The sequence below is a fragment of the Pseudomonas flavescens genome (assembly GCF_013408425.1).
In the GTDB taxonomy this organism is placed as follows: Bacteria; Pseudomonadota; Gammaproteobacteria; order Pseudomonadales; family Pseudomonadaceae; genus Aquipseudomonas; species Aquipseudomonas fulva_A.
This window is the reverse complement of record NZ_JACBYV010000001.1, coordinates 3,449,284-3,470,594: the sequence shown is the minus strand read 5'-3', so window position 1 is coordinate 3,470,594 and position 21,311 is coordinate 3,449,284. Positions and strand designations below refer to the sequence as shown.

Sequence of the window (21,311 nt, the reverse complement as noted above, 5' to 3'; positions counted from 1 at the left end):
GCTTAGTCGGCTGCGCCGCCGCCCTGAGGGCTGCGCTTGCGCTTGTTGCCGCCACTGCGGCGGCGCTTGCGGGGCGCACCTGGTGCGTCGTCCTTGCTGGACAGGTCGCGGATCATCACCCGGCGGTCGCTGTCGCTGGCGTCCTGGTAGTCCGTCCACCAGTCGCCGAGGCCGCCTGTTTCCTCGCCGGCGCTCTCGCGCAGCAGCAGGAAGTCGTAACCGGCGCGGAAGCGTGGGTTTTCCAGCAGCAGATCGGCGCGCTTGCCGCTGCGTCGTGGCAGGCGCTCCTGCATGTCCCAGATCTCGCGGATCGGCAGGGTGAAGCGTTTCGGCACGGCGATGCGCTGGCACTGCTCGGCGATCAGTTCGTGAGCCGCTTCCTGCATGGCCGGAATGGCCGGCATGCCGCGCTCCTGGAGGCGAATCACTCGAGCCGGCAGCGCTGGCCAGAGCAGCGCCGCGAACAGGAAAGCGGGGGTGACCGGCTTACCCTGGTGGATGCGCAGATCGGTGTTGTCCAGGGCGTTGCGGATCAGTGTGTCGGTGTATTCCGGGTTCTGTCTCAGCGCCGCGGCGCTGGCCGGGAACAGCTGGCCGAACAGGCCGTAGTCCACCAGCAGGTCATAGGTGTAGATGGCGTAGCCGCTGAGAAACAGCTTGAGCACTTCGTCGAACAGGCGAGCGGCGGGAATGCCCCCCAGCAGGTGAGCCAGGTCATAGATGGGATCGGCGCTGTGCTTCTCGATATCGAAGTCCAGCTTGGCGGCGAAGCGCACGGCACGCAGCATGCGCACCGGATCTTCCTGATAACGCTGCGTGGGGTTGCCGATCAGCCGCACCAGGTTGTTGCGGATGTCGTGCATGCCATTGGCGTAGTCGAGAATCCGCTCGGATACCGGATCGTAGTACAGCGCATTGATGGTGAAGTCGCGGCGCTGGGCGTCGTCCTCCAGGGTGCCGTAGACGTTGTCACGCAGAATGCGGCCGCTCTCGTTGCGCGAGGACTGGTTGGTATCCTCTTCCTCTTCACCCTGCGGGTGGTTGGCGCGGAAGGTGGCGGTCTCGATGATCTCGCGGCCGAAGTGCACGTGGACCAGCTTGAAGCGGCGACCGATCACCCGGGCATTGCGGAATTCACCCCTGACCTGCTCCGGGGTAGCGCTGGTGGCGACGTCGAAGTCCTTGGGCTCGATGCCCAGCAGCAGATCGCGTACGCAGCCACCGACCAGATAGGCCTCGTAGCCTGCATTCTGCAGACGCTCGACCACGCTGATCGCGTAGCGGCTTATCTGCCCACGCTGGATCGGGTGCTGGTTGTTGTTCAGCACGTGCGGCGTACTGTGAGGCTGGTGAGCGCGGCGCAGCGGCGAACGAAGGGACTTGAACAGCTTTTTCAGCATGGAGAGCACTGTATGACGAAATGAATGGCCAGAATAATGTAAAGGCGCAGAAATAGCGCGGATTCTAGCATTGAGTCGCGGATGGGTGTAAGCGGGGGAGGGAGGGCAGGCCGGGGCACAAGCTACTGGGGGAGCCGAAGCTCCCCCACAAATGTTGCTATGCGTTTTTCTTGTTATGCGGGCTTGTTGTTCTTGTTCGATCGCCCGTTCCGGAATCCATGCCGTCCGGAAAACCTCCCGTATCGGGAGCAAGAGCAAACGGATTACTTTGGATGCTGACGCTACCTCGGGTCTCTGACCCAACCAGAACCGGTGCTGTCTATCGACAGTTTTATTGTTCTCTATCTGGTTACGGGGCAAGGCCCCATGAGGAAATCCTCTCCAAAAGAATCAGTTAGCTGCGTCTCCTGCCGTCTTGTTCTTATTGTGCTGGAGTCGTTTCGTCTTATTTTTATTGTCGTTGGTCATGCTTGTTATTGTTGTTGTGCGAGAGATAAAGCATTCCGCGTGCCAGTTTTTATTTTTCCTTTAAAAACAATAATTTAGGTTTTTTGACTTTTGCGAGGGCAAAAAAAAGCCGGGATTCCGTTACCGTAAACCCCGGCTTTGTTACGTGCTTCGCTCGGTGCGGTAACAGCCGAGCTAGACGCTATTCGCTGGTAACGCTCGACTTGCGCCGCGGAATGCCCAGGCGCTGGCGACGTTCCCACAGGCACTTGCGGCTGATGCCCAGTTTGCGGGCCAGTTCGGTCTCGGTCATGTGGTCCTGATGCTCGAGTACGAAGTGCTGGAAGTAGTCTTCCAGCGAAAGATCCTCGCTGGGGTCCTGGCTGGTGCCATTGACCGCTCCGCTCTGTGGCGGCAGGCCCATGAACGCATCGTCGTCGAGGTCTTCCAGCTCGATGTCGATACCCAGCAGGTCGGCATTGATGGTGCTGCCGTCGCAGAGGATCACCGAGCGCTCGATGGCGTTCTCCAGTTCCCGCACGTTACCCGGCCAGCTGTAGTGGTGGATGGCCTGTTCCGCGTCGGGGCCGAAATGCAGGTCGGTGCGCCCCATGCGGGTGGATTGGCGCAGCAGGAAGGCGCGGGCGATTTCCAGCACATCGCTGCCGCGCTCGCGCAGTGGCGGCAGTTTCAGGGCGATGACGTGCAGCCGGTAATAGAGGTCTTCACGGAACTGGCCGGTTTTCGACAGGGTTTTCAGGTCGCGGTGAGTCGCCGCGATCAGGCGCACGTCGACCTTCTGCGACTGCACCGAGCCGACCCGACGTATCTCGCCTTCCTGCAGAACGCGCAGCAGGCGCGCCTGGGCTTCCAGGGGCAGTTCGCCGATTTCATCGAGAAACAGGGTACCGCCGTCGGCGGCCTCCACCAGGCCGGCGCGGCTGGCGCTGGCACCGGTGAATGCGCCCTTTTCATGGCCGAACAGCTCGGATTCGATGAGGGTTTCCGGGATCGCCGCGCAGTTGACCGAAATCAGCGGGGCCTTGGCGCGCTTCGACAGGTTGTGCAGCGCCCGGGCGACCAGCTCCTTGCCGGTACCGGATTCGCCCTGCACCAGCACGTTGGAGTCGGTGGGGGAGACCTTGCGGATCTTGCTGTACAGCTCCAGCATCGCCGGGCTGGAGCCGATGATGCCGATTTCGCCATTGGCGGCCTTGTCGCTCTTTTCCGCGCCGCGTGTTGCGGCCGGAGCGTTCCCTGCCTGGCTGCGTACCGCCTGACGATCACGCAGGATGCGCGCCACGGCTTGCAACATCTCGTCATGATCGAAGGGTTTGGCGATGTAATCGACAGCGCCCATTTTCATCGAGTCGACCGCCGAGCGCAGGCTCGCATAGCTGGTCATGATCAGCACCGGAGCGCCCTGGGCGAGCTTGATCAACTCGGTGCCCGGTGCGCCAGGCAGGCGCAGGTCACTGACCACCAGATCGAACCCCGGGATGTCGAAGCGCTCCTGGGCTTCCTGTACCGAACCGGCCTCGCTGACCTGGTACTGGTTGCGTTCGAGCAGGCGACGCAGGGCAGAGCGGATGATGGTTTCGTCTTCGACGATCAGGATATGAGGCATTTAATCGAATTCTCTCGACGGTCTCGGAACCTGCTTCCCGGTGCTGTAGCCAAGCTGGGCCACGCGCATCGCCAGGAATGCGGTTCTTCGGAATTTAGGTCGCCAGTGGCATTGCCTCGATGTGCCGCGGCAGCGTTACCCGGATGCGGGTGCCACGTTGCTGCTCGGGGTCGATCGGGCTGTCGATTGTTATCTGGCCATAATGCTCTTCCACGATGGAATAGACCAGCGCGAGGCCGAGTCCGGTTCCCTTGCCGGGGTCCTTGGTGGTGAAGAACGGCTCGAACAGCCGGTCCATCACGCCCTTGGGAATCCCGCTGCCTTCGTCCTCGACGATCAGGTCGACGGTGTGTTCCGACGCTTCGCTGCGCACGCGAATGGCACCGCCAGCTGGCGAGGCGTCGCGAGCGTTGCTCAGCAGGTTGATCAGCACCTGGGCGAGGCGCTGTGGATCACCGTGTGCCCAATGATCGGGCTTGCACAGGTTGAAGAATTGCACGTCCACACTGCGCCGGTTAAGCGCCAGCAGACCAATGGCTTCCTGAGCGATTTCGGCCAGGCAGACCGGCTCGTCGGCTTGCTGATGGCTACCCGAGTGGGCGAAGTTCATCAACGAGTGGACGATGCGCGTGACCCGCTTGGTCTGCTCGAGAATCTGCGCGCTGATTTCGGTCAGTTCGCCATCGCCTTCACGTTCTTCGCGCAGGTTTTGCGCGAGGCAGGCGATGCCGGTGATCGGGTTGCCGATTTCATGGGCCACGCCGGCGGCGAGGCGACCGATACTGGCCAGGCGCTCGGAGTGCACCAGCTTGTCTTCGAGCATCTGGGTTTCGGTCAGGTCCTCGACCAGCAGGACCAGGCCACTGTTACCCGGTGCCAGCGGCTCGTCGATGGCCGCCTTGTGCAGGTTGAGCCAACGGATCTGGCCGTCCAGCGCCAGGCGCTGCTTGTGCAGGTGTTCGTCGGGAATCTCGATGAAGCGTTGCAGCAGGTCACGCCAGGGCTCGCCAAGGGTCGACAGGCGAGAACCGACGATGCGCTGTGCGGGAATTTCGGTGAGTTCTTCCATGGCCTTGTTCCACATCAGGATCTCGTGATCCTTGGCCAGGGAGCAGACGCCCATCGGCAGTTCCTGCAGGGTCTGGCGGTGATAGCGGCGCAGGGCATCGAGTTCCGCGGCGAGGCCGGTGAGGCGCGAGTGATAATCCTCGAGGCGGCTCTCGATGAAGTGGATGTCCTCGGTCACGTAGCTTTCGCTACCGGACTTGTAGGGCAGGAAGGACTCGATGATGTCCTGGGCCACGCTCGGTCCCATCAGCCCGGACAGGTTGGCTTCAAGGCGATCGCGCAAGCGGCGCAGCGCGTAAGGGCGGCTTTCGTCGAAAGGCAGATGCAGGTCGCGCAGGGCCTGTTCGACTTCACGCTGGGCGGTCTTGGCACCCAGCGGCTTGGCCAACTGGGTGGCGAATTCCTGGGGCGACAGCGCCAGCAGCTCCCGGCGCTGTGGGCGACGCACGTTGTCCACGGCGCAGGCTTCCGCGGCGCTGTCCTCTTCCGGGCTCGAGTCGGTGAACACCGAGACCAGGGTGAACACCAGCACGTTGGTGGCCAGCGAGGCGATGGCCGCCATGTGCCAGCTGCTGTCATCCAGCACGTAGACCAGGTCCAGAATCGGCACGTAGAGGCCGGGCAGGGTGCCCAGCAGCGGCATCAGCATGCTGACCGACCACACGCCGATGCCCGCCAGCAGACCGGCGATGAAGCCGCGGCGGTTGGCGGTCGGCCAGTACAGTACCGAGAGCACGCCGGGCAGGAACTGCAGGGTGGCGACGAAGGACACGATGCCCAGGTTGGCCAGATCCTGCTGGGCGTCGAGCAGGTTATAGAAGCCGTAGCTGGCGAGGATGATGGCGACGATCAGCGCGCGGCGCGTCCATTTCAGCCAGCGGTAGATATTGCCCTCGGCCGGTGGCTGGTAGAGCGGCAGCACCACGTGGTTGAGCAGCATGCCCGACAGCGCCAGGGTGGTGACGATGATCAGGCCGCTGGAGGCGGACAGACCGCCGATGTAGGCGATCAGCGCCAGGGTCGGGCTGTCCACGGCGATGCCCAGGCCGAGGGTGAAGTACTCCGGGCTGGTGGTCGAGCCCAGGCGCAGGCTGGCCCAGAGAATCAGCGGCACGGCCAGGCTCATCAGCAGCAGGAACAGCGGCAGGCCCCAGCTGGCACTGACCAGGGCGCGCGGGTTGAGGTTCTCGGTGAAGGTCATGTGGTACATGTGCGGCATGACGATGGCCGAGGCGAAGAACACCAGCAGCAGGGTGCGCCACGGGCCTTCCTGCAACGGCGTGTGCAGGCTGGCCAGCGCCGCCTGGTTGAGCACCAGCCATTGCTCCAGCTCGCGCGGGCCGTCGAATACCGCGTACAGCGCATACAGACCGATGGCGCCCATGGCCAGCAGCTTGACCACCGACTCGAAGGCGATGGCGAACACCAGGCCTTCGTGCTTTTCCCGGGTCGCCAGATGGCGGGCGCCGAACAGGATGGTGACCAGGATGAACAGGCCGCAGAACGCCAGGGCGATCTGTGGCTGCACCGGTTCCCGGGTGAGGATGCCGATCGCATCGGTGACCGCCTGGATCTGCAGGGCCAGCAGCGGCAGCACGGCGATCAGCATGCACAGCGTGCTCAGCGCGCCAGCCCAGGTGCTGCGAAAGCGAAACGCGAACAGATCGGCCAGCGACGACAGCTGATAGGTACGGGTGATGCGCAGGATGGGGTAGAGCAGCACCGGCGCCAGCAGGAATGCCCCGGTCACGCCCAGGTAGCTGGCCAGGAAGCCGTAGCCGTACTGGTAGGCCAGGCCGACGGTGCCGTAGAAGGCCCAGGCGCTGGCGTACACGCCCAGCGACAGGGTATAGGTCAGCGGGTGACGAATCAGCCGGCGCGGAATCAGGCCGCGGTCGGCGCACCAGGCGACACTGAACAACACGAGCAGGTAGGCGGCGCTGACCGCCATCAACCCGCTGAGGCTAAAGCTCGTCGGCATCACGTTGGCTCTGCGAGTAGAGGTGAACGGCGGTGGGCGGGCAACCCCGCATCAGGTCAGAGCTCGTCTGCATCGCGCTGGCTCTGCAGGATGAAGGTCACCACGATGAGGATCAGCCACAGCATGTAAGGCCGGTACCAGGCGCCGTTGGGGTCGATCCACCAGTCCATGATGGCGGGCGAGAACAGGTAGATGCCCACTACCAGGATCAGAACCAATCGATAGATATACATGCCGCGTCTCGCTACTGAGTGTGCCGATGGTAACGGAAGCGCACTGCGCTGGCTAAGGTGCTGTTATGGTGCGTGATGTTCGTTGTGGGGCGTGGCATGCCCCATGCTGGGGCCAAGTCTTCGCCGAGCTGTTCGCTGCGCCGCCTCAGGCCGGCGCTGGCACAAGTCTTGCGCCGTTATCTCCATCGCCCAGGCTTGCAGGAGGCCCGCCGTGTCGATTCATGTCGCGTTGCACCACGTTACTCATTATCGCTACGACCGTGCCGTCAATCTGGGGCCACAGATCATTCGCTTGCGCCCGGCCCCCCACAGCCGCACGCGGATCCTTTCCTACTCCCTGAGCGTGGAGCCGGGTGAGCACTTCATCAACTGGCAGCAGGACCCCCAGGGCAACTACCTGGCGCGCCTGGTATTCCCGGAAAAGACCCGCGAGTTGCGCGTCGAGGTGGATCTGGTCGCCGAGATGGCGGTGTTCAACCCGTTCGACTTCTTCCTCGAGCCCTATGCCGAGCAGATTCCCCTGACCTACACCGCCGGCGAGCAGCGCGAGCTGGCGCCGTATCTGGTCAGGCTGCCGGGCGAGGCGCGCTTCAACGAGTATCTGGCGAGCATCGACCGTACGCCAAAGGCCAGTGTGGATTTCCTGGTCGCCCTGAATCAGCGTCTGGCCGCCGATATCGATTATCTGATCCGCATGGAGCCGGGCGTGCAGACGCCCGAGCAGACCCTGGTCAATGCTTCGGGCTCGTGCCGTGATTCATCCTGGCTGCTGGTCCAGCTGTTCCGTCACCTGGGCCTGGCCGCACGTTTCGTGTCCGGCTATCTGATTCAGCTCAGTGCCGACGTCAAATCCCTGGATGGCCCGTCGGGCACCGAGGTGGATTTCACCGACCTGCACGCCTGGTGCGAAGTGTACCTGCCAGGCGCCGGCTGGATCGGCCTCGACCCCACCAGCGGGCTGTTCGCCGGTGAAGGTCACATTCCCCTGGCCTGTAGCCCGGAGCCCTCGTCGGCAGCGCCGATCAGCGGGGCGGTGGACGACTGCGAAAGCGAGTTCAGCCATGAGATGCGCGTGGAGCGTATCTGGGAAGCGCCGCGGGTCACCAAACCCTACACCGACAACCAATGGCGCGACATCGTCGACCTGGGCCGCCGTGTCGACGACGACCTGCAGGCCGCCGACGTACGCCTGACCATGGGCGGCGAGCCAACCTTCGTCGCCCTCGATTACCCGGATGACGCTGAATGGAACACCGCGGCTCTGGGGCCGAACAAGCGCCGTTTGGCCACGGATCTGTTCCTGCGCCTGCGTGAGCACTACGCGCCAACTGCCCTGGTGCATTTCGGCCAGGGCAAGTGGTACCCGGGCGAGCAGCTGCCGCGCTGGTCGCTGAATGCCTTCTGGCGCCGCGATGGTCAGCCGGTCTGGCGTAACGCCGAGCTGCTGGCCGATGAAGGGCGCGACTATGGCGCCGATGCCGACACGGCCGCGCGCTTTCTCGCCAACCTGGCCGAGCGCCTGGGCGTCGATGCGGCTCACCGCTTTCCGGCTTTCGAAGACGGTCTCTATTACCTGTGGCGTGAGGGGCGTTTGCCCGACAACGTTTCTCCTGAAGACGCCCGCCTGGCCGACCCACTGGAGCGCGAGCGCCTGCGCCGGGTATTCGAGCAGGGCCTCGATCGGGTGATCGGGCATGTCCTGCCGCTGGCCCGCGATACCCGCCGTGCTGGCTGGCGCAGTGGCTCCTGGTACCTGCGCGATGAGTATTGCCGTCTGGTACCCGGCGATTCGGCCCTGGGCTATCGCCTGCCGCTGGATTCCCTGCCCTGGGTCAAAGCCGAGGAATTCCCCTACGTGACGCCAGCGGACCCGTCTCAGGTGTTCGCGCCGCTGCCGGCCTCCGCCGAGTTGCAGTACCAGGCGCGCGGCGTCTGGAATGGCAGCCGAGGCAATGCGCCAGCCAAACCCAAACGCGGTCAGTCGGCAGCCGACGTGGTGCGCACGGCATTGTGCGCCGAGCCTCGCGATGGCCGGCTGTACCTGTTCATGCCGCCGCTGAGTGACCTCGAGGATTATCTGGAGCTGGCCGCCGCCATCGAGGACACCGCTGCCGAACTGGATTGCCCGGTGCTCCTCGAGGGGTACGAGCCGCCTAACGACCCGCGACTGCAGTTCTTCCGGGTGACCCCGGACCCTGGCGTGATCGAGGTGAATATCCACCCGGCGGCCAGTTGGGACGAGCTGGTCGAACGCACCGAGTTCCTCTATGAACAGGCGCGTCAGTGCCGCCTGAGCAGCGAGAAGTTCATGATCGATGGCCGCCACACCGGTACCGGCGGCGGCAACCACTTCGTTCTCGGTGGCGCCACACCTGTGGATTCGCCCTTCCTGCGCCGCCCCGATCTGCTGCGCAGCCTGATCAGCTACTGGCACAATCACCCGTCGTTGTCCTATTTGTTCTCCGGGTTGTTCATCGGTCCGACCTCCCAGGCGCCCCGGGTCGACGAGGCGCGCAACGATGCCCTCTACGAGCTGGAAATCGCCTTCGCACAGATGCCCGAGCCCGGTCGCGAGTGCCCGCCGTGGCTGGTCGACCGCCTGCTGCGCAATCTGCTGGTCGATGTCTCCGGCAATACCCACCGTGCCGAGTTCTGCATCGACAAGTTGTATTCCCCGGATTCGGCCTCCGGGCGTCTTGGTCTGCTCGAGCTGCGTGCCTTCGAAATGCCGCCGCACGCGCAGATGAGCCTGGCCCAGCAGTTGTTGCTGCGGGCGCTGATCGCGCGGTTCTGGAAGGAGCCTTACCGGCCCGCACGCCTGGTGCGCTGGGGTACCGAACTGCATGACCGCTTCTTGCTGTCGCACTTCGTCGAGCAGGATTTTGCCGATGTGCTGCAGGAACTGACCACCTTCGGTTACCGCCTGCGCGCCGACTGGTTCGCACCGCATTTCGAGTTTCGCTTCCCCAAGGCCGGCGACTTCAACGTCAAGGGCATCGATCTGGAGCTGCGTCAGGCGCTGGAGCCCTGGCATGTGCTGGGCGAAGAGGGCGCGGTGGGCGGTACGGTGCGTTATGTCGACTCGTCCCTCGAGCGGATGCAGGTCAAGGTCAATGGCCTGACCCCGGATCGTTACGTGTTGACCTGCAATGGCGTGCCGGTCCCGCTGCGAGCGACCGGCAAGGTCGGTGAGTTCGTCGCCGGGGTGCGCTTCCGTGCCTGGCAGCCCGCGGCCTGTCTGCAGCCGACCATCGGCGTGCATGCGCCGCTGATTTTCGACCTGGTGGATACCTGGATGAACCGCTCCATCGGCGGATGCCAGTATCATGTCGCCCATCCCGGTGGGCGAAACTATGACAGCCTGCCGGTGAACGCCTATGAGGCGGAAAGCCGGCGCCTGGCACGCTTCTTCCGCCTTGGGCATAGCCCGGGTAAACGGGCTGCGCTGACGCCAAGCAGTAATCAGGAGTTGCCAACGACCCTGGATCTGCGCCGCATCTGAGAACCTGCGCAACGTCGGCTGCGCGCCGACGCTGCGGCGTTAAAAACAGCTCAGGAGTGCGCATGTACACCAGTACACTCCGCTTCCTGGCCTGTTTTTGGGGGCGCCAAGCCCTTGCCGTGCTCTAGCTCGCGCGATGTTGAGTGGGTTTTACTGGCGCAGGTTATGCTTTCACCGTGCAACGCCTACGCTAAGCCAACGACAAGACGTCACCAAGAATCACCGAGACATTGATGCCTGATCTGCTCGCCGATTACCCGTCCAACGATGGGGCCTACGATGAACTGCTCGATGCCAGCGGGCAGGTTCGCCCGCATTGGCGCAGGCTGCTGACCCAACTGCAGCGCAGCCGCCCGGCACAGCTGCAGCAGCGTCAGGCCATGCTGACCCGACAGATCCAGGAGAATGGCGTTACCTACAACGTGTACGCCGATCCCGATGGTGCGGATCGCCCCTGGGAACTGGACCTGCTGCCCAATCTGATTCCCGCGGCCGAGTGGCAGACCATCGCTGCCGGCGTGGCCCAGCGTGCGGCGTTGCTCGACAAGGTACTGGCCGACCTTTACGGCCCTCAGCAGCTACTGGCCGACGGCCTGCTGCCGCCGGAGCTGGTCTTCGGCCACGAGAACTTTCTCTGGCCCTGCCAGGGCTTGCAGCCGCCAGGCGGTACCTTCCTGCATGTGTATGCCGTGGACCTGGCGCGGGCGCCCGATGGCCGCTGGTGGGTCACGGCCGATCGTACCCAGGCGCCCTCCGGGGCGGGCTACGCCCTGGAAAACCGGCAAATCGTTTCCCGCGCCTTCCCCGAGCTGTACCGGGACCTGGGCGTGCAGTACCTGGCGGGGTTCTTCCGCACCCTGCAGGACACCCTGGCGCGTCAGGCGCCCGCCGATGGCGAGACGCCGCTGGTGGTGGTGCTGACACCCGGGCGATTCAACGAGAGCTATTTCGAACACCTGTACCTGGCCCGTCAGCTCGGTTATCCGCTGGTCGAAGGCAGCGACCTGACCGTGCGCGACGCCACCCTGTACCTCAAGACCCTGGCGGGGTTGCGCCGCGTACATGCGGTGCTGCGCCGTCTCGACGACGATTTCTGCGACCCCCTCGAACTGCGTACCGACTCCGCACTGGGCGTGCCCGGCCTGTTGGAGGCGGTGCGTCAGGGCCGCGTGCTGGTCGCCAACGCGCTCGGTAGCGGTGTGCTGGAAGCGCCCGGGCTGCCAGGCTTTCTGCCGGCGATCAGCGAGAAGCTGCTGGGTGAGCCGCTGCTGCTGCCGAGCATCGCCAGTTGGTGGTGCGGCGAGCCACCGGTATTGGAGCAAGCCCTGGAAAAACTCCCCGAGCTGCTTATCCGGCCGAGCTTCCCATCGCAGAGCTTCACCCCGGTATTCGGCCGTGATCTGGATGCCGCGCAGCGTGCCGAGCTGACTGCAAGGCTGCGGCTGCGCCCTTATGCCTATGTCGCTCAGGCGCTGGCGCAACTGTCCCAGGCGCCGGTCTGGCAGGGGGAGGGCAAGCTGCAATCCCGCGCCATCGGCATGCGCGTGTTCGCCGTGGCCAGTGCCGACGGCTACCGGGTGATGGCGGGCGGCTTGACCCGCGTGGCCGCAGAAGCCGACGCCGAGGTGGTGTCGATGCAGCGTGGCGGTGCCAGCAAGGACACCTGGGTGCTCGGCGAGCGCCACGGCCCCGGTGAACCGTGGCAGGGTATGCGCCCGCTGGGCGCAGCCGATCTGGTGCGCAGCGACCCCTATCTGCCGTCACGGGTGGTGGAAAACCTGTTCTGGTTCGGTCGCTACAGCGAGCGCTGTGAGGACAGCGCGCGGCTGCTGCGCATCATGCTCGGTCGTTACGTCGATGACGATGATGACCCGCAGGCTCTGGAGGCGGCGCTGGATCTTGGCGAAAGCCTCGGCCTGTTGCCCGATGAGGAGCACGGCGCTCTGGATGCCCGGCTGCTGGAGGCGGTGCTCGGTGCCGAATGGCCAGCCAGCCTGCGCATCAATCTGCAACGCCTGCAATGGACCGCCGGCAGCGTACGCGGCAAGCTTTCCCAGGCCAACTGGCAGGCGCTGGTGGAGCTGCAACGCGATGCGCAGAATCTGGAGGCCCGTGGCGGCGATTTTGGCCAGTTGCTGGATTTTCTCAATCGCCTGCTGATGTCACTGGCGGCGCTCTCCGGCTTTGCGCTGGACGACATGACCCGTGACGATGGCTGGCGTTTCCTGATGATCGGCCGCTGCATCGAACGCCTGCAGTTTCTCTGTGACAGCGTCGGCGGCTTCCTGCGCAGCAGCAAGCCGGATGATCAGTCGGCACTCGAGTGGTTGCTGGAACTGGGTAACAGCAGCATCACCTACCGCACGCGCTACATGGCCTCGGCACAGCTGATTCCGGTACTCGACCTGCTGCTGCTCGATGAGCAGAACCCCCACGCGGTGCTGTTCCAGGTGCGCACGCTGTTGCGCTCCCTGGAGCGCCTGGCCGAACGCTTCCATCTGCCCGAGGCGCCGGCACTGTCACGGCTCGAGCGGCAATTGAGCGCCGTCGACCTGCGCAGCCTGGAAAATCCGCTGTTCGGCGCCCGTGGCGTTCGCGCGGTACTCGATGGCCTGGCCGATCTGCTCGAGGCCATCGGCCAGGCATCCGGCCAGGCATCGGATGAACTGGGCCTGCGCTTTTTCGTGCACGTTGCCGCCAGTCAGGGAACCCGGTCGTCATGAGTGCTCGTTATCAGGTGTTGCACGACACCCATTATCGTTATGCCTCGCCAGTGTCCCTGGCCCAGCAGCTGGCCCACCTGTGGCCGCGTGACTGTGCCTGGCAGCGCTGCGAGGAGCGCCATCTGCAGATCACCCCGCAGCCCTGTCAGCGCCACGATATCGTCGATGTATTCGGCAATCCGTTGACCCGCCTGGCCTTCGAGCGGCCCCACGACGCGCTTAAGGTCTGCGCCAGACTGAATGTCGAAGTGCTGCCGCGGGCGTATCTCGATCTGCAGGACTCGCCGTCTTGGGAATCCGCCTGTGAGGCTCTGGGGTATCGGGGGCAGCCGTGGGATGCGCAGTTGCTGGACGCTACCCGCTACCGTTTCCAGTCACCCTACGTGCGTCTGAAGCGCGCCTTCAGCCTGTTCGCCGACGATTGCTTCCTGCCCGAGCAGCCGCTGCTGCTCTCGGTGCGCGTGCTGATGCAGAAGATCTTCGACGAGTTCACCTTCGATGCCGAAGCCACGCAGGTGGCGACGCCGCTGCTCAAGGTGCTCGAGGAGCGGCGCGGGGTCTGTCAGGACTTCGCCCACCTGATGCTCGCCTGCCTGCGTTCCCGGGGCCTGGCGGCACGTTACGTCAGCGGCTACCTGCTCACCCAGCCGCCACCCGGCCAGCCGCGTCTGATCGGCGCCGATGCCTCGCATGCCTGGGTGTCGGTGTATTGCCCGCGCAACGGTTGGGTGGATTTCGACCCGACCAACAACATCCTGCCGGCGCTGGAGCACATTACCCTGGCCTGGGGCCGCGACTTTTCCGATGTTTCCCCGTTGCGCGGGGTGATTCTCGGGGGTGGTGATCATGATCCCGAGGTGCAGGTCACGGTCATGCCGTTACCGGCGAACTGAGTACGCCAGCCTGCCGAATGGCGGGCTGCGGGACTCAGCCGAGAATCACGCGAATGACCGCGATCAGCTGGAAGGCACAGAAGAAGCCCAGGGCGATGCGCATCGGTTTGGACAGATTGCTGCCCAGGCTTTCGCGTAGCGGTTGAAGCATGAAGCTGGGTGTCAGCGCCAGGCCAATCACCAGCGACACCACGGCGAACATCGAGAAGAACTCGCTGCTCATGGGCGGTACGCCCGATGTGAAGCCATACAGCAGGCAACCGATGGCCACGGCGAAGAAGGCCGCGGAAATCAGGCGCTCCTTGGGTGTCCAGGAGGAAAAGTTCACAGGCGTGCGCTCCACAGGCGAAATCGATGGGGCGCAGTATAAGGAATGGCGCGTTTCAGGGCAGTAGTCAGAAACAAACAACTGTTACCCCCAGCCTGCGGTTGAGCCAGCGAAACCCGGGGCATGATCTGCCAGGCTCCATCCGCGCGGCCAGCATCGGGGTTAGAGCATCCCGGCCTTTTTCCAGGCCAGGTAGCGGTTGACCAGTTCGGGGCCGAGTTCGCCAGGGCGGGCGTCCAGCACCGGGACGTTGTGAGCGGCCAGGCGCTCGTGCAGGGTGTTGCGTGCGTTGAGGTAATCCACGGCACCGCAGTAGTTCAAGGCCGACTCGTAGTCGCGCACCTGGGTATGTCGAAGGCTGTCGAGCACTTCCTCGCGCAGGCTGGCGATCAGCACCCGGTGCCGGCGCTCCAGGCGTTTCACCGCGCCCAGCAACTCCTCGTCGTCTTCGTCGCGCAGGTTGGTGATCAGCACCACCAGGGCGCGCCGGCTCTGGCGGCTGAGCAAGGTATCCGCAGCAGCGGCGTAGTCAGCCGGACGCTGGGTGCTCTGCAGGTCGTAGACGGCGTTGAGCAGCACATTGACCTGAGCCTGGCCCTTGACCGGTGCCAGGTAGCGGCTTTGCTCGCCAGCGAAGGTCATCAGCCCCACTGCGTCTCCCTGGCGCAGGGCCACGTAGCTGAGCAGCAGACTGGCGTTGAGGGCGTGGTCGAAATGCGACAGCTCGCCGTCCTGGCTGCGCATGCGCCGGCCACAGTCGATCAGGAACAGAATCTGCTGGTCACGTTCGTCCTGATACTCACGGGCGATGGGCGTGCGCTTGCGGGCAGTGGCCTTCCAGTCGATCTGCCGCAGGGTATCGCCATCGCGGAATTCGCGTAGCTGATGGAATTCCTGCCCAAGACCACGACGCTGCTGCTGGCGCACGCCCAGTTGGGCGACCCAGTCGTCCACGGCCATCAGTTGAGCGCCGTACAGGCGGGCGAAATCCGGGTAGACGCGTGCTTCGTCGCGCACGTCCAGATAGCGCCGCGACTGCCACAGACGCAGCGGGCTGGGCAGGCTGACTTCGCAGCGTGGAAAGACGAAATGACCACGCAGCAGCGGGCGCACCCGGTAGCTGAAGGTGGTCTGTTCGCCCGGACGCAGTTCGACCTGTTGCGGCAGATGCTCGACAGCCATGTCCTGCGGGACATGGTCGAATACCTGGATGTGCAGGGCACGCGGGTAGGCGTGATGGACGGTCAGTTGTACATCGCTCCAGCGTCCCAGTGGCAGGTTGCCCGGCAGGTGCCGCTGCAGACGAGGCGACGCCTGGCGGTACAGGCGCAGGGCGTCGATCAGCGCGGCGCCGGCGAGGACCAGCAAGGCTCCCCACCAGAGCGCGACGAGGCGTTCCGGCACCGCGATGGACAGGGCATCCAGCGCGCCGAGTACGATGGCGACCACCAGCAGCCCGGCCAGCAGGCGGAGCAGGAGGGAGGAGGGCTTCATGCCGCGCTATCCAGGATCGAGGCGTTCATAGACGGGGTGCGGGAACCTGATCGAGCAGTTGCAGCAGAACCTGATCGATGGACAGCCCTTCGATATCCAGCTCCGGCGACAGGCGCACGCGGTGGCGCAATACGGCCAGGGCGCAGCCCTTGATGTCATCGGGCAGCACGAAGTCGCCGCCACGCAGCAGGGCGCGCGCGCGGGCGCCGCGTACCAGGGCGATGGACGCGCGCGGACCGGCGCCGATGGCCAGGCCCGGCCAGCTGCGGGTCGCGCGGGCCAGGCGCACGGCGTAGTCGAGTACCTGTTCGTCCAGCGGCAGATCACCGGCGATCTTCTGCATGATCAGCACGTCCTTGGCCTGCAGCAGCGTGCGCAGGGGCGTGACTTCGAGCATGTCGGCCTTGGTCGAGCGCGATACCTGACGCACCATGCTCAACTCTTCGTCCTGCTCGGGGTAATCCATGTGCAGCTTGAGCATGAAACGGTCGAGTTCGGCTTCCGGCAGCGGGTAGGTGCCTTCCTGTTCGATGGGGTTCTGGGTGGCCAGCACCATGAACGGCAGCGGCACCGCCAGCGGACGGCCTTCCAGGGTCACCTGACGCTCCTGCATGACCTCCAGCAGGGCGGCCTGGGTCTTGGCCGGAGCACGGTTGATCTCGTCGGTGAGCAGCAGGTTGGTGAAGATCGGCCCCTTGCGCAGCTTGAACTGTTCGCTCTGCAGGTCGTACACGGCATGGCCGGTGATGTCGCTGGGCATCAGGTCCGGGGTGAACTGGATGCGTGCGAATTCACCGCCGAAGCAGCGGGCCAGAGCCCGCACCAGCAGGGTCTTGCCGAGCCCCGGCACCCCTTCGAGCAGTACGTGACCGCCAGCGATCAGCGCGGTGAGCACATCATCGATGACCGCCGTCTGGCCGATCACCGCTTTCTGCAATTCCTGGCGCAAGGCCTGGGCCAACTGGCTGGCACGCTGACGCTGCTGGGCGATATTGCTGGCGGCTGGTGCGGCTGTGGTGCTGGCAGGCTCGCTGATCGGACTGCTCGGCTGGTCGGGCGTATGTTCGCTCATAGGGCATTCCTGAGTGTTTGCAGGTGGGCGACCTGTCGGGTGAAGTCGCTGGCGGAAAGGCGTTTCTTGCTCAGCGGGCGCATGGCCTGGCTGATGGCTGCGGAAGGCTGGCGGCTGAGGCGGCCGAGAATCTGCCACTGATCGGCGACGCCGAGCCGCTCGAAGCCGGGGTGCCGGCGCCGGGCGCGGCGCAGGATGTCCTGCTGCAGGTTGTTCAGCAGGCGCTGCTGGCCACCTTGACGAAGCAGGAAGTCGGCTGCGCCGCGCAGGTGTTCCTGCAGTTGCCTGCGGCTCGCCGGTTGCGGCTGCAGCAGCGGGCCACGACGCTGGCCGACGTGCCACAGCCCCAGGAGCAGCAACAGGCCGAGGGCCAGCAGAGCCGGAGTGAAATGGCGTTGCAAGAGGGTCAGCAGGTTGTCGCGGTCGGCGTTGTAGACCAGGGTCACCGCACTGTCCTGGCTGAGGTACCAGAGCAGCCAGGCGTTGTCGTAATCGGCCAGGTTGGCGTTCTGCCAGATCCAGGCGTCGGTGACGATGCTGATCAGCCCTTCGCCGTGATAGATCTGCAGCAGGTGAGTGGCTTCGCCGCTGTTGGCCCAGACATGGGCAAGGTTGTTGGCGTCGTAGAGATGGAAGTCGGTATCGAAATCGACATAGGCGGGTGCCTGCTCGTTCTCCAGATACAGCTTGGTCAGCTCCGGATAAGCATCCGTCGGCTCTTGCTGGCTTTCATCGTTGGCCGAGGCCGCGGTTTCCTCTTCGGCAGCGCTGTCCGCTTGTTCCTCGTCTTCGTCGAGTTTCTCGACCGGGTATTGCTGCACGCTCAAGGCGTCGAGCAGCAGGTCGCCGCTCTTGCCTTTCTCTTCGTCCCACATGCGTTCGGCGATGAACAGCAGGTGGCCCCCCTGGGCTGCCCACTGCAGCAGGCGCTCGTTCTGCCGTGGCGTCAGGTTGCTGCGGTTACCGAGCAGCAGCAGGGTATGGCCGCGGCTGGGCAATTCGGCCAGGCCGGCGAGGTTGTCGGCGCGCGTCACGTCGAGGCCCTGTTTGCGCAGAAACTGCTCGGCGGCCAGATAGGGGTTGGCGCGTGCTTCCGGTGACGGCCCGTGGCTCACTACGTCTTCGTAGGGCTCGGCATGCCTCAACAGATAGGCGCCGAGCAGGCCAAGGCCCAGTACCAGCAGGGCGCCGATGACGAAACGCGCGGTGCGGTTCATGACCGACCACCGTGTTCGATCAGGCGTCGCCAGTCATTGCACAGCGCCGGGCGCGCCTCGGTCGGCGGCAGGCGGTGACCGTAGGCGAGGTTCTGCCAGTGACGGGTCAGGGTCTGGCTGAAGTTGCTGAGCTCCGGATCGTCGAGGCCGTCGACCAGGGGCAGCACCTCGGCTTCGGTGTGAGAACCCTTGAGCGGCAACTTGTGGTCGTGGATCAGGCGGCTGAGCAGGGCGCGGTAGAGCAGGCCCAGGGCTGCCCGCGGGTCGTCCTGCCAGAGACGTTCGGCAGTGCTGGCGACATCGTCCGGCAGGCTCTGTGGCAGTACTTCCAGGCCGAACAGCTGGTCAGGTGACTGGCTTCTTTGCGGCATGCGCAGCCGAGTACCGCCAGCGAAGGTGCTCAGCCACTCGCGGTAGCGCCAGAGCACCAGCGCGACGATGCCGATCAGCAGCGCCCACAGCACGGCTTCGAAGAACAGCGCAATGCCTTTCAAGGCCGTCCAGCTTTCGAGCATCTCGAACAGGCTTTCCAGCGCTTTGCGGCTGTCTTCAGAGGGTTCCTCCTGCTTGGCTTCGTCGCCGAAGCGCCAGCGAGTCACCGCTTCGCGGTTCTCGAAGGGTGTTTCGTCGAGAATCGCCAGCACCGATTCGCGCGAGGCCTCGGTGCTCAGCGGCTGCGCGAGCATGCGCGGAGCCTGTGGGCCGTCCGGGTCTTCGCTGGGCAGCGGGCAGCTGTGCGAGGTATCTGCCAGGGCTGGCGTCGGCACGTTCAGCAACAGCATGCCGCAGCCCAGCAATAGTGCGTAGGCGACACCGGTGAGGCGCTGGCGCAGGCGGCGGAAGGTCAGTTCGATGTCCCAGCCTTCCAGGGCGGTGCGACGGTTCAGGTACAGGCTGAAGCCGCAGGCGACGTAAATCGGTTCCCAGAGAATCAGCAACAGCACGTAGGCCAGGTTGGAGAGGTGCTCCAGCCAGAACCAGTCGCTGGTATCGCCATTGATCAGGCTCTGCCAGTCCCACTCGGTGGATACCTGGGTGGGGATCAGCAAATACACCAGGCTGCCCAGCCCGACCCACAGGGCCGTCTCGAGGTGTATGCCAACCACGGTCAGCCAGGTCGCTGCGCCGGCATCGCGTTGCGCCAGTACGTTCAGGCGTTGGGTGCGCTCCTTGCCCTTCAGGCCTTCGAGCTGCAGCACCGGCAGGTCGAAGCTGCGCGACGGGCTGAGGCGTCGCCAGGTCAGGCTGGCCAGCAGCTGCGGTTTGAGCAGGCCGGGAAATGCCTTGAGCGCCTGCTTGAAGGTCGGCGTATCGCCAAACAGCGCGCGGGAGAGAATGTACAGCGGTAGCCGTTCGTAGGCCGGCTTCAGCCACCAGAAAACCAATATGGCCCAGGTGGGGTACTGCCACAGCAGGGCACAGAGCAGGGCGAAAATCGGCACGGTGACGGCTGCCCAGCTGGCCATCAGCAGGCTGCGATGACGACCGGCCATGAGGACGCCGAGATCGATGGCTTCCCAGGGCGTGCGCGGGCGGATCGCCACGCTGGCGTCAGTCAGGCGCATGCTGCCCCCTGCCGGCCAGGCACAGGTAAGCCAGGACCGATGCCCAGAGTCCGGCGCCCACCCAGTATTTGATATGGGGCGTGGTGAAGGTCATGGAGGACCAGTAGGCCTCGATGAACGCGGCGATCAGCAGGAACAGCGCCGCGCCGCCAAGCAGCCGTACCGCGCGCGTTGCGGCCAGGCGCAGGGCTTCGCCGCGGGGCAGGCGCCCGGGGGCGAGCAATGCCCAGCCGAGCTTGAGGCCCGCGGCGCCGGCCAGGGCGATGGCGGTCAATTCGAAGGCACCGTGGCCGATCACGAACGACCAGAAGGTTTCGCTGTAGCCCAGTTGCGTCAGGTAACCGGCCACGGCACCGATCATCAGGCCGTTGAACAGCAGGAAGAACAGGCTGCCGACCCCGAACAGCAGGCCGCTGGCGAAGGTCTGAAAGGCGATGCCGATGTTGTTCATGATGTAGTAGCCGAACATCATCCAGTCATCACCGGAGTCGCGCTCACCGAAGCGTCCGAGGCGCGAGGTATCGGGGTCGTACATGCTTTCCATCTCGCTGACGCGGCTGGGGTCCATGACGCTGTAGACGAGGTCGGGAAACAGGTAGACGAGGGTGCCCATGACGGCCAGGCTGCCGAAGAACAGCAGGCTGGCGATCGTCACCAGACGCCACTCTTCACGCACCAGACGTGGGAAACCGGCCAGCACGAAGCCGATCAGTTGCGGCCCTATGGCGCTGCGATGACGGTAGAACTGCTGATGGCCGCGTAGCGCCAGTTGCTGTAGCTCGTCGATCAGGTGGTTGCTGTAACCGCGTTCCCTGGCCAGGGCCAGATGCTGGCACAGACGCCGGTAGTCGGCGGCGAAGGTACGGCTTTTCTCCGCATCTGCTTTGCCTTTCTCCAGTCGCGCCAGTTGCTCGCTGAATGCCTGCCACTGTGGCTGGTGCCGAGATTCGAAAAGACTCTGCTTCATGTCGGCCCCAACAGGCTGCGGGCGATACCGTTGATCCTGCCTTCCGCCTGCTCGGCATCCACCTGCAGGGGCTCGGCGAGAATGGCAGCCAGCTCGGCGCGTCGGGCAGTCGACAGGCCTTCACCGCGTTCGGCGAAGGCGAGCATGGCGCGCTGCTCGGCGAAATCGAGGGGGAAGGGTGCACGCAACGCTTCGGCCTCGGGCAGATTGGGGCGCTCGATGGGCTGATCGCGGTAGACGACCAGCGTACCGGCGGCGATGTCACCGAGACGCTTGAAGGCGCGATTGCTCAGGCAACTGATGATGCCAAGCGTATAGGCGAATGGCAGCAGGTCGACGAAGCGCAGCAGGTTGCGGGTCAGCGAGGCCGGCCAGCCGATGGGTGTGCCATCGTCATGCACCACGCGCAGGCCGAGTAACTGCTTGCCTGGCGAGCGGCCCTGGTTGAGCACTTCGAACAGCACCATGTACCACCAGGTCACCAGGAACAGCGCGATGGTCGCGATGCCCATGCCGAGTTGGCCGAACATGCCTAGCGTCAGGTAGACGACCGCGAGAATGACGCCGCGGATCAGCAGGTCGATGGTAAAGGCCAGCGCCCGTGGTACCAGGCCTGCCGGGCGCAATGCCAGGTCGATGCCTTCCGGGGTTTCCACCTGATAGCGCGTGTCCAGCACCGGGTGCCGTTGTCGAGTGAGAGGGGAAATGGAGGAGGGCGGCATCGTCACGTCATATGAGCAAAGCCCGATGCTAGCCAGCAGCGAGGCAGGAAGCAACCTGGCCGCGAGAAACGC

At 64.7% G+C, this 21,311-nt stretch carries 14 protein-coding genes; 3 read left to right on the top strand and 11 right to left on the bottom strand.

Annotation, left to right across the window (positions count from 1 at the left end; genetic code table 11):
- Positions 1-2: 2 nt before the first annotated feature.
- From FHR27_RS15475 to FHR27_RS15460, 4 genes are all read right to left on the bottom strand, one after another.
- Entirely contained in the window at positions 3-1,400 is a 1,398-nt protein-coding gene (locus FHR27_RS15475; protein WP_042556249.1) for a polynucleotide adenylyltransferase PcnB, read from the bottom strand.
- Between the two features lie 649 nt (positions 1,401-2,049).
- Positions 2,050-3,474 (bottom strand): sigma-54-dependent transcriptional regulator, encoded by a 1,425-nt coding sequence (locus tag FHR27_RS15470; RefSeq protein ID WP_042556250.1) that lies wholly within the window; start codon positions 3,472-3,474, stop codon positions 2,050-2,052.
- Positions 3,475-3,568: 94 nt separating this feature from the next.
- Positions 3,569-6,523, bottom strand: coding sequence for a sensor histidine kinase (locus FHR27_RS15465; protein WP_042556251.1), 2,955 nt, complete (start codon positions 6,521-6,523; stop codon positions 3,569-3,571).
- A gap of 56 nt (positions 6,524-6,579) precedes the next feature.
- Entirely contained in the window at positions 6,580-6,756 is a 177-nt protein-coding gene (locus tag FHR27_RS15460) for a hypothetical protein (RefSeq protein ID WP_042556252.1), read from the bottom strand.
- Positions 6,757-6,967: 211 nt separating this feature from the next.
- On the opposite strand from FHR27_RS15460, the gene FHR27_RS15455 reads away from it, so the two are divergent.
- The 3 genes from FHR27_RS15455 to FHR27_RS15445 all read left to right on the top strand — a co-directional run bounded on the left by FHR27_RS15455 (position 6,968) and on the right by FHR27_RS15445 (position 13,874).
- Entirely contained in the window at positions 6,968-10,258 is a 3,291-nt protein-coding gene (locus FHR27_RS15455) for a transglutaminase family protein (protein WP_179538999.1), read from the top strand.
- Positions 10,259-10,491: 233 nt separating this feature from the next.
- Entirely contained in the window at positions 10,492-12,981 is a 2,490-nt protein-coding gene (locus FHR27_RS15450; RefSeq protein WP_179538998.1) for a circularly permuted type 2 ATP-grasp protein, read from the top strand.
- The gene (locus tag FHR27_RS15445; protein WP_042556255.1) at positions 12,978-13,874 is read left to right on the top strand and encodes a transglutaminase family protein; all 897 of its coding nucleotides are present in this window, start codon (positions 12,978-12,980) and stop codon (positions 13,872-13,874) included. The genes FHR27_RS15450 and FHR27_RS15445 overlap by 4 nt, the downstream gene beginning before the upstream one ends.
- Before the next feature lie 34 nt (positions 13,875-13,908).
- Here FHR27_RS15445 and FHR27_RS15440 read toward each other — a convergent pair whose 3' ends face one another.
- From FHR27_RS15440 to FHR27_RS15410, 7 genes are all read right to left on the bottom strand, one after another.
- Positions 13,909-14,202 (bottom strand): hypothetical protein, encoded by a 294-nt coding sequence (locus FHR27_RS15440; RefSeq protein ID WP_042556256.1) that lies wholly within the window; start codon positions 14,200-14,202, stop codon positions 13,909-13,911.
- 162 nt (positions 14,203-14,364) lie between these two features.
- Complete coding sequence (locus FHR27_RS15435; protein WP_042556257.1) at positions 14,365-15,696, bottom strand: DUF58 domain-containing protein; 1,332 nt, start codon at positions 15,694-15,696, stop codon at positions 14,365-14,367.
- Positions 15,697-15,721: 25 nt separating this feature from the next.
- A complete protein-coding gene (locus FHR27_RS15430; RefSeq protein ID WP_042556258.1) occupies positions 15,722-16,768 on the bottom strand; it encodes an AAA family ATPase in 1,047 nt (348 codons plus the stop codon).
- Positions 16,765-17,985, bottom strand: coding sequence for a DUF4350 domain-containing protein (locus tag FHR27_RS15425; RefSeq protein WP_179538997.1), 1,221 nt, complete (start codon positions 17,983-17,985; stop codon positions 16,765-16,767). Before FHR27_RS15425 ends, FHR27_RS15430 begins: the two co-directional genes overlap by 4 nt.
- Positions 17,982-19,550, bottom strand: coding sequence for a DUF4129 domain-containing protein (locus tag FHR27_RS15420; protein WP_042556260.1), 1,569 nt, complete (start codon positions 19,548-19,550; stop codon positions 17,982-17,984). Before FHR27_RS15420 ends, FHR27_RS15425 begins: the two co-directional genes overlap by 4 nt.
- Positions 19,537-20,517 (bottom strand): stage II sporulation protein M, encoded by a 981-nt coding sequence (locus FHR27_RS15415; protein ID WP_042556261.1) that lies wholly within the window; start codon positions 20,515-20,517, stop codon positions 19,537-19,539. Before FHR27_RS15415 ends, FHR27_RS15420 begins: the two co-directional genes overlap by 14 nt.
- Positions 20,514-21,239 (bottom strand): RDD family protein, encoded by a 726-nt coding sequence (locus tag FHR27_RS15410; RefSeq protein ID WP_042556262.1) that lies wholly within the window; start codon positions 21,237-21,239, stop codon positions 20,514-20,516. Before FHR27_RS15410 ends, FHR27_RS15415 begins: the two co-directional genes overlap by 4 nt.
- Positions 21,240-21,311 lie beyond the last annotated feature (72 nt).

Coding starts and splice junctions, on each gene's coding strand:
- FHR27_RS15475 (WP_042556249.1), bottom strand. CDS start 1,400: ATGCTGAAAAAGCTGTTCAAGTCCCTTCGTTCGCCGCTGCGCCGCGCT.
- FHR27_RS15470 (WP_042556250.1), bottom strand. CDS start 3,474: ATGCCTCATATCCTGATCGTCGAAGACGAAACCATCATCCGCTCTGCC.
- FHR27_RS15465 (WP_042556251.1), bottom strand. CDS start 6,523: ATGCCGACGAGCTTTAGCCTCAGCGGGTTGATGGCGGTCAGCGCCGCC.
- FHR27_RS15460 (WP_042556252.1), bottom strand. CDS start 6,756: ATGTATATCTATCGATTGGTTCTGATCCTGGTAGTGGGCATCTACCTG.
- FHR27_RS15450 (WP_179538998.1), top strand. CDS start 10,492: ATGCCTGATCTGCTCGCCGATTACCCGTCCAACGATGGGGCCTACGAT.
- FHR27_RS15445 (WP_042556255.1), top strand. CDS start 12,978: ATGAGTGCTCGTTATCAGGTGTTGCACGACACCCATTATCGTTATGCC.
- FHR27_RS15435 (WP_042556257.1), bottom strand. CDS start 15,696: ATGAAGCCCTCCTCCCTCCTGCTCCGCCTGCTGGCCGGGCTGCTGGTG.
- FHR27_RS15430 (WP_042556258.1), bottom strand. CDS start 16,768: ATGAGCGAACATACGCCCGACCAGCCGAGCAGTCCGATCAGCGAGCCT.
- FHR27_RS15425 (WP_179538997.1), bottom strand. CDS start 17,985: ATGAACCGCACCGCGCGTTTCGTCATCGGCGCCCTGCTGGTACTGGGC.
- FHR27_RS15420 (WP_042556260.1), bottom strand. CDS start 19,550: ATGCGCCTGACTGACGCCAGCGTGGCGATCCGCCCGCGCACGCCCTGG.
- FHR27_RS15415 (WP_042556261.1), bottom strand. CDS start 20,517: ATGAAGCAGAGTCTTTTCGAATCTCGGCACCAGCCACAGTGGCAGGCA.
- FHR27_RS15410 (WP_042556262.1), bottom strand. CDS start 21,239: ATGCCGCCCTCCTCCATTTCCCCTCTCACTCGACAACGGCACCCGGTG.